The sequence below is a fragment of the Acidiluteibacter sp. genome (genome assembly GCF_055129545.1).
The window spans coordinates 247,979-261,586 of the sequence record NZ_JBSRUB010000026.1; the positions used below are offsets into that span (position 1 = coordinate 247,979).

Sequence of the window (13,608 nt, forward strand, 5' to 3'; positions counted from 1 at the left end):
GTAATTTTTAAGTTTTATCATTTTTTAGGGTATGAATATTATTGATGTTGGATAATCCAAAAACAACTAAAACGAAACTCTGACCGATCTCTAACATCACTATTAACTTTGCAGATAAGCTCACAGGAACAATATCTCCGTAACCAATAGAGGCAAAAGTGACTACACTGAAGTAGAAAAAATCGAAAAGTTGATTAAAGTAATTTGCGGTTGAATAATTTTTTATTCCTTGAAAGGAATTTGAGTCAGCTGCGTACAAACAAGTAAAGTCTGCCGAGTAAGAAAGGATTATCAGGAATACAAGGAGTCCAAAAATCCACAGCAGCTGTGTAAATGAATGGCACTTTTTTATTGATTTATTAACCTGTTTAAAAGTAAAAAAGGTAAAATAAAAAGTTTTGATAAGAGCAATAATAACAACTAAGTAACTCGTCCACAAAACTGCATGGTCAGCAAATTGCATAAGGTAGATATACACGATAGGAATTGCTAATGCAATTAAATAAGAGGGACTCATTTGTTGAAACAGCCCAATGAAAAATGTACTTGACGATTCTTGTTTATTATTCAAAACTTATTTTTTTAGTTATATCTTTAATTAGAGTTTTAGCATTGCTTCTTGGTCCCATTTTTAAAAGAAACAAGGCAGTTAGGATGGAAACAATACCGATTAAAATGAAAGGAGCATTTCCATTTAAAACAAATACTGCTGAGCCAATTAATGGGCCTATCATTTGACCAATTCCACCGAAAGAAGATTGCATACCAAATGCCCATCCTGAAGAGCTTGAGCTTTTTAGTGATACTTGAGCCAGTATGTTGGGAACTATAAAAGAAGTTCCCAAGCCAAACAAGCCAATAGCTAATAATATAAACCATTTGCTTTGAGCAAATAGAAAGAGAGTTAGCACAACACCTGAAACTAAAAAGCCGACAATTATTTGTTTATTGAACCCTTTAATAAGTAAATGCCCCCATTTTGCTACGATAGGTTGAAAAACAGCCATCACTAAACCACAAACAAGCAAACTCAATCCGATGAAGGAAACCGTAAACTCTACTGAGCCTTTTAGTTGCAATATAATTACAGTTTCAAAAGCCGTAATAATGAACTGAATAATTAAAGAAAGCAATAACAACTCTTTATATTGAGCCCATTTGCCGGGAGGGAAAAGCATTTTATTTCGTGGCTGCTTTATTTTCGTTAATCCTTTATCTGTTTTTAAAATGAAAATTGCAACGAGCAATGTAAACAAGCCTATCAAAGCAAGAACTACGAATGGTACACTAAACCGATCTAAATTGAGGTGGAATGATTTTATCCAAATATGGATATCGCTTTCAATTAATAAAGCACTTAAGGCAGGTCCAATGATGACTCCAATACTTACAGCAGAGCCTGCCCAAGCCATTGCCTTAGTACGATCTGCTTTATCCGTAATATCACTAATGTTTGAAATTACTACAGGCACTAAAAAGGAAGAAAGTAAACTGCCTACAATTCGAGAAAAATAAAGCATTTCAATACTTGTACTAAATCCAATCAAAAGCTGCATTAACACAAAGCCACCTAAACCAAGAAAAATTAAAAATCTCGGTCCAATCCGATCCGATATATTTCCCCAAAAAGGTGCCGTAAAAACCAAAGTTATTGGATAAATAGCTGTAAGTATTCCAAAATGAAAAGCAACTTGATCGGCAGTTAAAGTTGAATCGTTGAGTTGTTCAATAAAATACGGAAGAACGGGCAACAATACTCCATAACCTAACATAACCACAAAAAGGCAAATAAGTAATAAGAGAAAATTTTGTGATGATAAATTAGTTTTCATTCGTCTCTAATTTACTTAGGATTTGACGATTACTATTTTTAATTGATTTTTGCCAATATAAATGTTCATAAAGGCTCGACCAATACATACCAAAACTGAAAGCAAAGAGCAATTCTTCTAGTGGTACGCCAAAGATTAAAATACTACTCAGCTCATTTAGGTTCCAATAAAGCACAACATAGTTAGGATAAAATGGAAGAATGCTTCCAAAATATATAAAATACAAAACAGTGAAAAGGAGGCCTCCAACCCAAATATTACTTTTAAGGTCGGGGCGACAGTATAAGGTGAACAATGCACCTATAAACAAAGCCAATACTCCACAGTAGATGTGATTAAGGTTGGTGAAATAAGCGAATAAAATAAAAATAGCCAGTGGCACAAAAAGAATAAATCGGTGCAACTTGTGGCGAGCATGATTCCGCTCCTTAGTATCAATTTCTAAAATTGTTTGTTTAAAAACAAGTTGATACAGCACCGAACCGATACCGCCGATAGCAAAAGAAAAAATTATACTTTCAATATCAAAACCTGTTCTTACTGCCAAGTCAAAAAGAGAAGGAGGAAACCAATATTCCGGCACAAATAGTGGCTCTGTAAGTCCGAAAGGAGCTGTTATTAAGCTCATTTTGAGCATAACCTTTCTAAACGCAGGTTTGAATCGATAGATTACCCACCACACCACTAATATTATTATAGACCAATTGAACCAAACGTATTGCATTTTTATTCCACTTTACTTTATTTTTATTCTCCTTTTTTTCTTAATAATTAAGCTATATTGTTGTTTTCATACTTTATGATTAGCGTTTAACCACAACAAGATCCTCCTGTTTTTTTACCCACTTCTTTTCCGGCAATACTATAAGCACCAGCATTTGTTAAAGCATGCTGCAACTGCTCTGTATTAATAGTATGATTCGCTTCTATAACTGCTTGAGGAGGGGTTAAACTTACATTTACAGTATTTACACCATCTATCTGTCTCAATGCTTTTTCAACATTTTGGACACATCCTCCACAGCTCATTCCTTTAATTTCAATTTGTTGTTTCATCTTTTTTAATTTTAAATTGATTGAATATTTTTCATTTTTGTTCTAATTAATTTTTTAGTCTGTTTCCATTCCCATTGGCATATTACCTTCATCGTCTGTGTGTGAAATCATAAAGTACCGTTCTGCAACAAGTATTAGAATTATTCCAATTGCCGCTACAATTAGTACCAATGGATCGTTGAGGTATTTAATGTAAAGAAATGCTGCGAGTATAACGATGTCTAACACAATGGCTATTACAGGTATGATAGGCATAAAATCAACCTTTTTCCTTAGGTGGCGGAAAAGCCCCCAATGAATGGCAATATCCATGATTAAGTAAAAAATAGCTCCAATAGAAGCAATCCTTGTTAGGTCTAGAAGAGCGGTCAGTATAATGGCAAGAGAAACAGTCAATAGGAGAGCGGGATTTTTAAAATTCCCCATTCTATTTATAGAAGGTACTTGTTTCATATTGCTCAACATGGCCAATAAACGAGATGCTGAAAATACACTAGCTAGCACTCCTGAAAAGGTTGCTACAATGGCTATTGCTATGGTAATCCATGAGCCCCATTCGCCAAAAACAGGTTTGGCAGCAGCAGCTAAAGCATAGTCTTTTGCTTCAATTATTTCCGGTATACTTAAGCCTCCTGCTACCGCCAACGCCAACGCCACATAAATTAGCGTGCAAATAAGAATGGAAAACACAATGGACCTTCCAAGATTTTTATGTGGGTTTTTAATGTCGCCACCTTGGTTTGTGATTGTTGTAAATCCTTTGTAAGCAAGAATAGATAAGGCCAACGCTGCTAAAAAGGCAAACCCTTGAGGCAAAGCTTCGGTATTTTTTGGAATATAACTCCCGGTAATATCTGCAAAGCCTGAAACTACAAGACCGGCGATGGCAAGCAACGCTATTCCTGCTACTTTTATAATTGCAGTGATTGTTGCCGTTGAACCGATTGCTTTATTTCCTAAAACATTAATAATGTATGCCACAACTAAAAGAAGAACACCAAGAATGGGAGCATAATTGGCAAATCTCTCAGGAAATAACCGTAGTGTGTAAGCCCCAAAAGTACCTGCTACCAAACTTTCTGAAACCACCATGGATATATACATTAGTAATGAAAAGAGCCCTGTTGTGGTTCCAGGTCCGTATGACTTATTCAAAAACTTAACTACACCACCTGAGGATGGATAAGCATTTGAGAACTTTACGTAAGAGTATGAACTGAATCCAACTACAACAGCACCGGCAATAAAAGCAATCGGAAATAGATCGCCTACTAGCTCTGCTATTTGCCCCATAAGCACAAATATTCCAGCTCCAATCATAACCCCAGTACCAAGAGATATGGAGCTAAGTAGAGAAAGCTTATCATTTTTACCTGTTTTATCTTCCATCAATATTCTATTTCTTTTCGTAATTAGTAGAAGGTGTTGGTTTAAAGCTTCTAATGATTAGTCGGTTGCTATTGGTTATTATAGTATTTAACTCAGGTTGAATTCCCTCTACTTCAGCCAAGCGAAACAATACATTCTTATATCCATTTATTTGTTTCCTAAAAGGAAAAACAATATTATCAGGTTCGAGGGCACTTGTAGCTACTTGATAGAGTAAAGGCTGAAATTGATGGAAATTATTTTTATCGAATAGCACCAACTGAACCTTTTTATGTTTCAGTTCTTCAACTAATGCTAAACCGGCAAAACCATCGCCAATAATAACAATTCTAGGCATGTTCGACTTAGGCAAGCAAATGTTTTCTAGCGTTTTACAAGCTTTCGAATCTGTTGGAATTGTATTATCGTGTCGCATTTCTTGCTATTTTATCTTTTAGTAATGATTACTGTTGCTTCATGAATGCATTAGCCCCATCTTTTGAAGCAAAGTAAAAAACACTTCCACTATTTTTATCTTGAACAATAACGGCTGATGCTTTATCAACCTTTGTATCAGCAGTTGGATTTCCTCCAAAACGCACATCATTCAAATTATTCTGTAGTTTTTCAATACAGTTTTCGCAGCAACCATAATAAGTAATACCACTTACATCGATGGGTATTTGTGAAACTCCCATATATCTGTCGTTTACCATACATACTTTTTCGTTGGGAACAATCTCATAGTTTGAAATAAGGTCTGATGATACTTCAGTTGATTTTGGCGATTCTTCTGCTTTCTTATGTATCGGGTTTTCTGTTTTTTGCTTTTCCTCATTAGTGCATGAAGAAAGCATAAGTAAAAGCATTGAAAATATAAATAGACTTATCAGAACTTGTGAGGCATTGGTTTTCACTTCTGGAATTGCTTCAACTTTTACTCGAGTGTTAATTTTATTAAAATGGATCTGTTTCATAAGTTTTATTTTTAGGTGTTTAATTTCTTTCTTCAATATATTGTACTGCCTCTTTTACTGTTAAATTCCTCGTTGCATTCCCAGCACGCACATAAAATAAAGTTTTATTTTGATGGTCTAAATAAACAGGCTTAGTTGAAGGTTCAACATGAATAATGCAGATGATCTCACTACCTAATTCGTAAAACCTAACGGAGCAATGCTTGCAGTGGTTGTTACCAAAATTAGCAGTGATTAAATCGTAAAATCTTCGTTCAAATCCATCTGAATTTTTCTGTCTAAGTGTGTCAAAATCTTTTTTGAGACCCAATATTTCTCCATCATCTTTTACACCAATAATTAACTTACCACCTTCCGCATTTAGAAAACCCGCAATCGTTTTTGCAATAACAAGTTCCAATTCATTGTTAGTGGTCTTTAAATTATAATCGTACCGAAAAGATGATTTAAATTCGACAAAATGACTTTCTCCTTCTTTTATTAAAGTTTGTGCATCATTCTCTAATAATTTGTTTTGTTTTTTTACGATTTTCCTTTGCTTCAGTAAGCTATTCCAATAAATACCCGATATCATTCCTATTATGCCCCCAATAATTATAAATACATAAGACATCGGAAGCATTTGGAAAGAGAACGAGTAAAAAATTTGAGCTGCAACATTGTCCCACAATTCAGCCGCTTTGAGTTGCTTACTTTGTGCTGTAAAACCCACCATAAACAATGGGTGTAGTAGAAAGTAAAACACAGAAGCACCCAACAAAGAATGAAGTACAATTATTTTTATGGAGTAAATCTGTTTTCCTATTTTCACTTTCTATCTTACTTTATTAAATTGATAATTAAAGAGGAATAATTAATAAACCATTCATGGAGTATCGATTATTAAGCTATTGATTTTGGTCGTTTAATTATTATCTAATGTAGCCATGTTCTAAGTTGAGAATCGAATTGCGATCGTCAAATTGATTATTAAATATTTTATTGAAGCTGTATGCCAAACCAATTTGAACTCGGTGTTGACTAGTTCCTAACAATTTTTCCAAACTCCCATTATTCACAGTGTATCGGTATTGAAAAAGCACATCAAAATTATTTCCAATGCGATAAAACAAATTTCCAATAGCTAAAAGCTGTTCTGGGGTATTAGTAGTTTCAGTAAATGATTTATAGCCCCCACCAATACTAAGCTGAAAGTTTGGTCGTTCTAACTTTCTATTGAGGTAACGCAACATACCAAAAACCGCTGTACTTCTGCTTCTTGTGTATGTTGAGTAATCACTTATTTCTGAAATATCCCTAAACCCGTTATTATAAATTGTCTGAACCTTTAGATCAATAAAATGAACCGGATCAGGCTTAATATTAATTTTGGCATAACCAATCAAATTTTTCAAAACTTCATCAGAAGTGGAATTATTAATTGTCCTATTTACTATAAAATTATTTGAGCTGAACCCAATCTCTGATAAAAAATTTCTATCCCAAACTTGGCTTTCAGGCACCTTATAGATAACAGAACCTCCAATTCCGTTTATAGCAAAATCATTAGGGTCTTCAAAATCTTGATAATTTTCGCCATGCACAGTTATATATAATCGATTAGCGATTATTCGTGTATATTCAATCACATTAGCATATTGATTGTCTTCTGTATTCAATCCATTTGAAAAGGGATTAAGTACATAATTGTACAGTAAGGCATCATCATCTCGGATGGTTGAAAATTGACCTAAAATAGTTTGCGTCGTAGAACGACCGATCTTAATAATATTTTTTTTATTTTCTAATTTAACCATTACTTGGTTATAAAAAACCTGTCCCAATCCACTATTTGCGTCAGGAAATGAAAGACCCAATACCATTTGCCCTCTCCAGCCATTATATAGTTTTTGTTTTGCCCCAATCATAAAGTAAGAATCAGAAAAATCACTTAATACTTGATCTCCTTCATTTAAAACCGGAATCGCTAACTGAGATTTTCCTTTATTAAAATAAGCATTTCCGGTAGCAACCGTTTTCATTCCAATTTCAATCTCAGGCGTTAAATCTTCTCCACCATTCTGAGCCAATGCCGGCAAAACAAGCAGCATTGTAATTGCTATTATCAATCTATTCTTCATAATTGAGTTATTATCTTGTTTATTTATTCGTCTAGTGCAATCTTTGGTAATTTATCATCTCCAAATAGCATTTTCTTCATATCATCATCCATTAGCATCTCATTTTTAAACATCTTATTTCCGCTATGTTTACTAATAATTAACTCATCCGCAGGTAGGTCTTCATAAACCATAGCTAATAAATTGCCTCCAGGATACATCCCATTATTAGTTACTTTTCTTGTATCGTGATCATGGAAAGTCCAAATTCCACGATTATTGCCTTCTATAATTATATCAAAGGTCTTTCCAGGTGTTAGCGGTACTGTATTTCTTTGCCAAGGATTTTCTAAGGCGATTCCATCATCAGCAACCATCCAAAAATCATGACCATGCAAATGTAAATGATGCGTTTCAGCACCGGCATTAATTAACCTTACTCTAATTTTTTCGCCAGACTTAATGAATAAGTAAGGTGTTTCAGGATATGACTTGCCATTGACTGTAAACCAATCTGCTTTTGGCAAATCTGCAGGTGCTTTCCTGCTTAATGCGTAGGGTGGTTTCCATCCATTTTCTAAAGACTTTTTAAGTTGGTCAGAATTATTAAACACAGCCCAACGCTCTGCATCAAACCGTCCATTTTTCATGAGGTAACTTCTCTCCTTCATTCGCTCCAACATTTTATTCATTTCGTTTCGAATATAATTCACATCGTGAGATGAATAGATAAGTGTATATTCTCTTTCATAAGGGAATCTCTCTTTAATGGAGTCTTCAGGGTCTTCAACAATTATACTCCCAAACATTCCTGCCTGCATGTGCATTACTGTTCCCCAATGGCAATGATAAAAATGAGTGCCAACAGGCTTTGCTTCAAATTCATAAACAAACTCATTATTTGGCATTACCGGCAGTTGACTTACAAATGGAACACCATCCATTCTCCAAGGGACATAGATGCCATGCCAATGTATAGTATGGTTAATATCAGTCTTGTTAATAAATTTAACCCTTACTTTGTCTCCCTTCTGCACTCTAATTTCAGGTCCGGGTATAGAATCATTAAATGCTAATGTATGATATTGAAAACCAGGTGCAGGTTCATGAATCTTTATATCTATATACAATTCAAATTCTTTCCACTCTCCATTTTGCTTAAATGCTAATGGTTCAGGCTGCTTTTCGGCAGCTATTTTTTTTGATTCGCTTGATAGTAGATTCCCGGGAAAAAATACCATACCGGCAGCACTTAAAGCCCCTGTTGCTATAAAATCTCTTCTTTTCATCTTTTCTTTTTTATTTTTTTGGAAGTGTAGCATTATAAAATCCGGCAATACAAGCCCCAATTAACCAGCTTAATATAAACGTTTGCACAATACCAATACCCGCTTCCCAAAGGGGAACATCCATTCGTATGATAGTTGAAACATCTAAACCATGTAGTAAACTGTTAAAGAAATCAACCGTGCCGCTATGACCAACGGTTATCATCAATAGCATGCAACCGGCATATAGAAGTGTTCCTGTTAAACCAAAGGCTAATCCGAATTTTCTAACATTAATGGGAGTGTTCATGGCTATTTTGTTTTTTAGTTTCTGAATTTTCATTTTTATGGTTTTGCCCGTGCCCTCCATGATGCGGCATTAATAAATGACAAGCGAACATGGCGATAATAAAGATGAACAGACCCCAATTACTACTCAGCCCCAATGCGGGTGCAAAAAAAATAAGCAGCAAAGGGATTGAGCATCCAATAATCATCCAAATCATTTGTTTTCCCATTATATTATAGTTTACAATTCATTCTATTATTCTTTAAAGCATCTTCTGAGGCAGGCAATCCCGAAATCTTCATCGCATAAACAATAATATATTCCATTTCCTTCTCGCTGTCTTTCCAATATCCCTGCTCGCTTCATTATATCCAAGTGCCTTGAAGTACTTGCTTGTTCTAGCTTTAATGTCTCATAAATGGTTTTCACTTTAAGCCTTTTCGTTCCGCAGTTGCATAGCAAGTTAAAAATTGAAAGTCTGACCGGATGACCAATGGCTTTAAACTTTTCTGCTAAGCTTTCAAAACTATATTGAGTTTCCGCCATGATTGAGTAGTCAAGAGGTAAATTCTTAATTTATTAATGAATTTCTAAATTCCTCTTTCTTTCAAGATATTCCTGAGTAGTATACTCTCCAGAAGCATACTTTCTTTTTAATAAATCTAAAGCTGATTCTTTCTTTTTACGTTGTCCAGGAATATCCTCCGGAATGGCAAAAATCCAAAACAGTAATACTACCCAAATGATCCACCATATAAGGTGCATACCCCAAAAATGATAACCTTCATGAAAAAAGTGCATAATGATTGATTTTATGCAGGAAAGTTTCTTCCCTGCTGATTAATTTATTTTTTTTCGTGTATTGTGTAATTTCCAACTTCCCTAAGTATTTGTTGCAAATAATTTGTCTCTATCTTTTCTTTCATTTTTATAGCAGTTGCCCCTAAAGAATTCGATGAAATTTCTACCTTATCTATTAATGGATGTGATTCAAGTATTTCTTTGACTTTCATGATACACCCTCCACCACTTATTCCATCAATTTGATAGTTTTTTTTCATTACAATGTTTATAATTATTGCCGGTCAGAACAATTGTAATTCGTGGCAAGTTGTCAATTATTTTTATTGATTAAAACCTTTTTGCGCTCTTCAAATTCTTGTGAATCTATCACTCCCGCTGCAAGTCTTTTTTTAAGAATATCAATAGGTGCATTCTTTTTTCTTTGCCAGGGGATATCATCGGGAATGGCAAAAACCCAAAATATAATTACTACCCAAATAATCCACCAGAATAGGTGCATTCCTCCAAAATGATAACCTTCATAAAAGTGCATAATGTCTATTTTTAATACTATACAAGTATATGACTATGTAAATAGATGGCTTTGTCATTTGTTGTATTTTACTTGTCCAATCTCAACTCCTATATTCATTATAATACAATGAAACATTTAATGTGTATGAAAAGAATGTAACTAAATAAAAAAAGTATACCAATACAAAAAAAACGAAAGCTTGTACTAGTATACTTTTAAGAAATTAATAAACTAAATTATTGCTAAGGTATTTTTCAATTCCTCCTTTTTAGTACGGATTGTATAATCTCTATTTTTAGATCTCCAGTTATTTGTTGGAAGTAATTATCCAACTTTAAGTCTTCGGGATTTACATAAAAATTCATGTTTAAAATACAAGAATAAAATTCTCCAAAAATATGCTCTAAATGCCCTCTTCCAACAATTGCTAGCTCATCATTTTTATCTTTCAAAAATCCATTTAACTCAAAGTCTTGAGGTGGATGTTTTACCGTTCTAATTTGGTCAATTCCAAGCCTGCCATTTAATTCTACTTTATTATATTTTAGCTTTCTCAACGCAGTATCAATGGAGTCTATTCCTGTTCGTAAACTCGACCTGTCTAAAAGTAACTTGAAGGTCGCATTGTCATAATTTAAAATAACAATTAATTCTTTACTAACCGCAGTTAATATAGAGTCGTTTATCACTAAGGTGATATGAATTAGCCCATTATCTGTTCCATATACTTCTTGTGCATTAGTATTTAAACTAAAGATTGTAAAGAATAAAACTAGTGCAACTTTTGTCAATTTATTTTTCATTCTTATTCAGTTGAATATTAAATTTAACCTCATCAAATTTTATCCAGAGGAACTCTTGTCCCAACTTCAAGATTTTTATACTCTTTAAGTGTCATTTCTGTTTCTTTCTTAAATTGCTTAGATAGTGCTGAAAGGCTCTGATATCCTACAGAATAGGCGATTTCACTAAAACTCAATTGCCCCTCTTCTAGTAGTTCTTTAGTTCTCTCTATCTTTAGGATTACTTGATAGCGATCTATGCTCATTCCTACACTCTCGTGAAAGTTTTTACTAATTAGATTGTAGCTTTTATTTAGTTTCCGCTCTAAATAATTAGAAAGTTTTTCTTCATGAAAAGTGTTCCAGACATAGTATATTACCCATTTTTTTATCTGCTCAGATAGAATAAGCCTCGGATCTTTAATTATCTCAAAATCGTTTTCGCAAATAGAGTCTATTATTTTGGTTCTTGAAATTAATTTTGAATCATACTTAATTACTATTCGCCCCAATTGTATCTCAAGAATCTCTGCACCGGTATTCCTCAACTCAATAGTTAAGACCTTTACACAACGACTACAGATCATTCCTTTTATTTTAAATTCTTCTACTTTCATAATTTATAAGTTGAGAGTTTATAAAACAATGTAATAACTTTATCTTTTCTAGTTTAGACAATATAATATCAGTATGAATCACCAATTAGAATTTTAATAGTCTCTGAGGATTTACTATTTTGTTAATTTAAATTTAATTGTACTTTTCGAAAAGTTTAATCATTAATCTAAAACTAATATATCCCTCATTGCGTTGGGTAGGAATTAATTGAATCCCCCCACCAACACAATAAGAAAAAAAACTACAGTTACTCTTAAAATTTCATTAGTCAGCATTTAGGATTTCTTTTACAGACCCACATTTTGACATTTCCAAACCTAGGTAAGGGTTGTGAATTTCTTTATCATTTGAAAGCCAATAAGCTCCCTCGTTATTGTTTGCCATAGGACAAAACGTAATGTATATTTCTCCTTTAGAGATGTCATTATCCTTAATTACTTTCGTCATTTCAGCACTTAACGTAACAAAAATGTCTCGTTGCTCTTTAAGTGATTTTGTAGCTGAAAGTTTTTTAGCTTCTTGCTGTGCAACACCTGCACCTTGAACTCCTTCTAATAGTTCATAAAGTTGTGAAGATCTTTTTTTTGCATCGATAGCATTATCAGCGGCCAACGCCTCATTGATCTGGGTATAAGAATTATAGGCGATAGTTAGTTGCTCATTTTTAAAAGTTGGACCTATTTTATGCTCACTACTATGTTCCATTTCTTGCTTTTGATGGCTCGAATGGTCATGTTGTGCATAAATACTTGAGCCAGATAGTAGGGCAGAAAGTACGATGAGTGTTTGTTTGATTTTTACTGTTTTTTTCATGGTGTATTTATTAAAAGGTTTAAAATTGAATGATTGAAATTATTCAGCATGAAGCTGGGAGTTACTATGTTGATAATTAATATGTCTAAGTGTCTTTTGAAAAGAGTTTATGGATTTAAGAGGCTATTAATATATAGGGTGAGTTCTTCTCTTTCCGACTTTGATAAAGCAGCCTCTTTGTGAATTATCAAATAGGAGGGAAGTGGCATTTTCTCGTCTTTAACCTGATTTACAATTGAATTCAATTTTAGATTTTTCATTCGTGACGAATAACTATTGAATTCAGAAAAGTTAAGTTCAGACAACCCTTCATCAATGTGGCTCTGTAAAAACATACCAACTGGCTGAATATAGCTGTACCAAGGGTAACTGGTATTGTTACTATGACAGTTGTAACAGGAGGTTTCTAAAATACTTTTTACCGACAAAGGAGGATTGTAAATCCTTATGAAATCGTCTTTCGAGACAATGTCACTTTTATTGCGTTGAATAGGAATAAACTGAATTCCTACCAACACAATAAAAAGTGTAACTATTATTTTGCCTTTTAATTTCATTAAATAGCTTCAATTGTTTCTTTTACAGCACCACACTTCAACATTCTACTTCCAAATAATGGGTTTTTAATGTCTTCAGATAAACTCAACCAAGCACCACCTTTTCCGCCATCAAACATCGGGCAATATTGCATGTAAAGAGTTTGGTCAAATCCAGTCATTTTGATGAAATCTGATATGTCATTACTAAGCATAGCAAAATGCTCTCTTTGATGCTCGATCTCACTTTTAGCAATATGCTCGCCATGTTCTTTGATAACTTCTATTAATTCCGACATTTCTTTTCTTTCTGTTTCAGATAAGTCTTCCTTACTAAGATCATTTAGAGAAGTAACCAACTCATTGGCAGCTTTGCTTGCACCGTCTTTATTGTCATCTACCAACGCATTTTTAACAGCCAGGTAATGGTTGACTACCATCGAAGCTGCTGTCGATTCACCAGTTGCTGTTTCTGTATGAGCAGTTTCAGCGTGATTATTTTCCATAGAATTGTGACTGTGATCCTCTTCACTGTTGTGGTCATTTGAACTAGATCCACCGCATGCAGTTAAAGAAAGACTAAGTCCAAAAACGATTAGCATTAGTGAGGTTAATTTTACTTTTTTCATAATTTATTGGATTAAAGATTAAA

At 33.8% G+C, this 13,608-nt stretch carries 20 protein-coding genes; all 20 read right to left on the reverse strand.

The features are described 5' to 3' along the window. Window positions 1–7: 7 nt before the first annotated feature. The 20 genes from ACTB0X_RS13595 to ACTB0X_RS13690 all read right to left on the reverse strand — a co-directional run bounded on the left by ACTB0X_RS13595 (window position 8) and on the right by ACTB0X_RS13690 (window position 13,585). Window positions 8–571 carry an ion channel gene (locus tag ACTB0X_RS13595; RefSeq protein ID WP_463025586.1) on the reverse strand — a complete coding sequence of 188 codons (564 nt, stop codon included), beginning with the start codon at window positions 569–571 and terminating at the stop codon, window positions 8–10. Continuing rightward, the gene (locus ACTB0X_RS13600) at window positions 564–1,832 is read right to left on the reverse strand and encodes an MFS transporter (RefSeq protein ID WP_463025587.1); all 1,269 of its coding nucleotides are present in this window, start codon (window positions 1,830–1,832) and stop codon (window positions 564–566) included. The genes ACTB0X_RS13595 and ACTB0X_RS13600 overlap by 8 nt, the downstream gene beginning before the upstream one ends. Next, window positions 1,822–2,460, reverse strand: coding sequence for a lycopene cyclase domain-containing protein (locus ACTB0X_RS13605; RefSeq protein WP_463025588.1), 639 nt, complete (start codon window positions 2,458–2,460; stop codon window positions 1,822–1,824). The genes ACTB0X_RS13600 and ACTB0X_RS13605 overlap by 11 nt, the downstream gene beginning before the upstream one ends. Before the next feature lie 182 nt (window positions 2,461–2,642). Next, entirely contained in the window at window positions 2,643–2,888 is a 246-nt protein-coding gene (locus ACTB0X_RS13610; RefSeq protein WP_463025589.1) for a heavy-metal-associated domain-containing protein, read from the reverse strand. A gap of 54 nt (window positions 2,889–2,942) precedes the next feature. Next, window positions 2,943–4,277: an APC family permease gene (locus ACTB0X_RS13615; protein WP_463025590.1), complete on the reverse strand. Its 1,335-nt coding sequence runs from the start codon at window positions 4,275–4,277 to the stop codon at window positions 2,943–2,945. 7 nt (window positions 4,278–4,284) lie between these two features. Further along, on the reverse strand, window positions 4,285–4,692 hold the full coding sequence (locus tag ACTB0X_RS13620; RefSeq protein WP_463025591.1) for an FAD-dependent oxidoreductase: 408 nt from the start codon (window positions 4,690–4,692) through the stop codon (window positions 4,285–4,287). Between the two features lie 28 nt (window positions 4,693–4,720). Beyond that, on the reverse strand, window positions 4,721–5,233 hold the full coding sequence (locus ACTB0X_RS13625) for a hypothetical protein (RefSeq protein WP_463025592.1): 513 nt from the start codon (window positions 5,231–5,233) through the stop codon (window positions 4,721–4,723). A gap of 19 nt (window positions 5,234–5,252) precedes the next feature. Then, the gene (locus ACTB0X_RS13630; RefSeq protein ID WP_463025593.1) at window positions 5,253–6,044 is read right to left on the reverse strand and encodes an AlbA family DNA-binding domain-containing protein; all 792 of its coding nucleotides are present in this window, start codon (window positions 6,042–6,044) and stop codon (window positions 5,253–5,255) included. A gap of 100 nt (window positions 6,045–6,144) precedes the next feature. Continuing rightward, entirely contained in the window at window positions 6,145–7,353 is a 1,209-nt protein-coding gene (locus ACTB0X_RS13635; protein WP_463025594.1) for a hypothetical protein, read from the reverse strand. A 23-nt stretch (window positions 7,354–7,376) separates the two neighbouring features. Beyond that, complete coding sequence (locus tag ACTB0X_RS13640) at window positions 7,377–8,621, reverse strand: multicopper oxidase family protein (RefSeq protein ID WP_463025595.1); 1,245 nt, start codon at window positions 8,619–8,621, stop codon at window positions 7,377–7,379. 10 nt (window positions 8,622–8,631) lie between these two features. Then, window positions 8,632–8,910: a DUF5676 family membrane protein gene (locus ACTB0X_RS13645; protein ID WP_463025596.1), complete on the reverse strand. Its 279-nt coding sequence runs from the start codon at window positions 8,908–8,910 to the stop codon at window positions 8,632–8,634. Between the two features lie 234 nt (window positions 8,911–9,144). Then, window positions 9,145–9,435, reverse strand: a complete 291-nt coding sequence (locus ACTB0X_RS13650) for an ArsR/SmtB family transcription factor (RefSeq protein WP_463025597.1) — start codon at window positions 9,433–9,435, stop codon at window positions 9,145–9,147. 33 nt (window positions 9,436–9,468) lie between these two features. Next, a complete protein-coding gene (locus ACTB0X_RS13655) occupies window positions 9,469–9,690 on the reverse strand; it encodes an SHOCT domain-containing protein (protein ID WP_463025598.1) in 222 nt (73 codons plus the stop codon). A 44-nt stretch (window positions 9,691–9,734) separates the two neighbouring features. After that, window positions 9,735–9,950 carry a copper resistance protein CopZ gene (locus ACTB0X_RS13660; protein ID WP_463025599.1) on the reverse strand — a complete coding sequence of 72 codons (216 nt, stop codon included), beginning with the start codon at window positions 9,948–9,950 and terminating at the stop codon, window positions 9,735–9,737. 53 nt (window positions 9,951–10,003) lie between these two features. Then, complete coding sequence (locus ACTB0X_RS13665; protein ID WP_463025600.1) at window positions 10,004–10,225, reverse strand: SHOCT domain-containing protein; 222 nt, start codon at window positions 10,223–10,225, stop codon at window positions 10,004–10,006. A 236-nt stretch (window positions 10,226–10,461) separates the two neighbouring features. Next, window positions 10,462–11,010 carry a hypothetical protein gene (locus ACTB0X_RS13670; RefSeq protein WP_463025601.1) on the reverse strand — a complete coding sequence of 183 codons (549 nt, stop codon included), beginning with the start codon at window positions 11,008–11,010 and terminating at the stop codon, window positions 10,462–10,464. Between the two features lie 32 nt (window positions 11,011–11,042). After that, on the reverse strand, window positions 11,043–11,606 hold the full coding sequence (locus ACTB0X_RS13675; protein ID WP_463025602.1) for an AraC family transcriptional regulator: 564 nt from the start codon (window positions 11,604–11,606) through the stop codon (window positions 11,043–11,045). Between the two features lie 265 nt (window positions 11,607–11,871). Beyond that, entirely contained in the window at window positions 11,872–12,420 is a 549-nt protein-coding gene (locus ACTB0X_RS13680) for a DUF3347 domain-containing protein (RefSeq protein WP_463025603.1), read from the reverse strand. A gap of 107 nt (window positions 12,421–12,527) precedes the next feature. After that, the gene (locus ACTB0X_RS13685; RefSeq protein ID WP_463025604.1) at window positions 12,528–12,977 is read right to left on the reverse strand and encodes a heme-binding domain-containing protein; all 450 of its coding nucleotides are present in this window, start codon (window positions 12,975–12,977) and stop codon (window positions 12,528–12,530) included. Then, window positions 12,977–13,585 (reverse strand): DUF3347 domain-containing protein, encoded by a 609-nt coding sequence (locus tag ACTB0X_RS13690; protein WP_463025605.1) that lies wholly within the window; start codon window positions 13,583–13,585, stop codon window positions 12,977–12,979. The genes ACTB0X_RS13685 and ACTB0X_RS13690 overlap by 1 nt, the downstream gene beginning before the upstream one ends. Window positions 13,586–13,608: the final 23 nt, after the last annotated feature.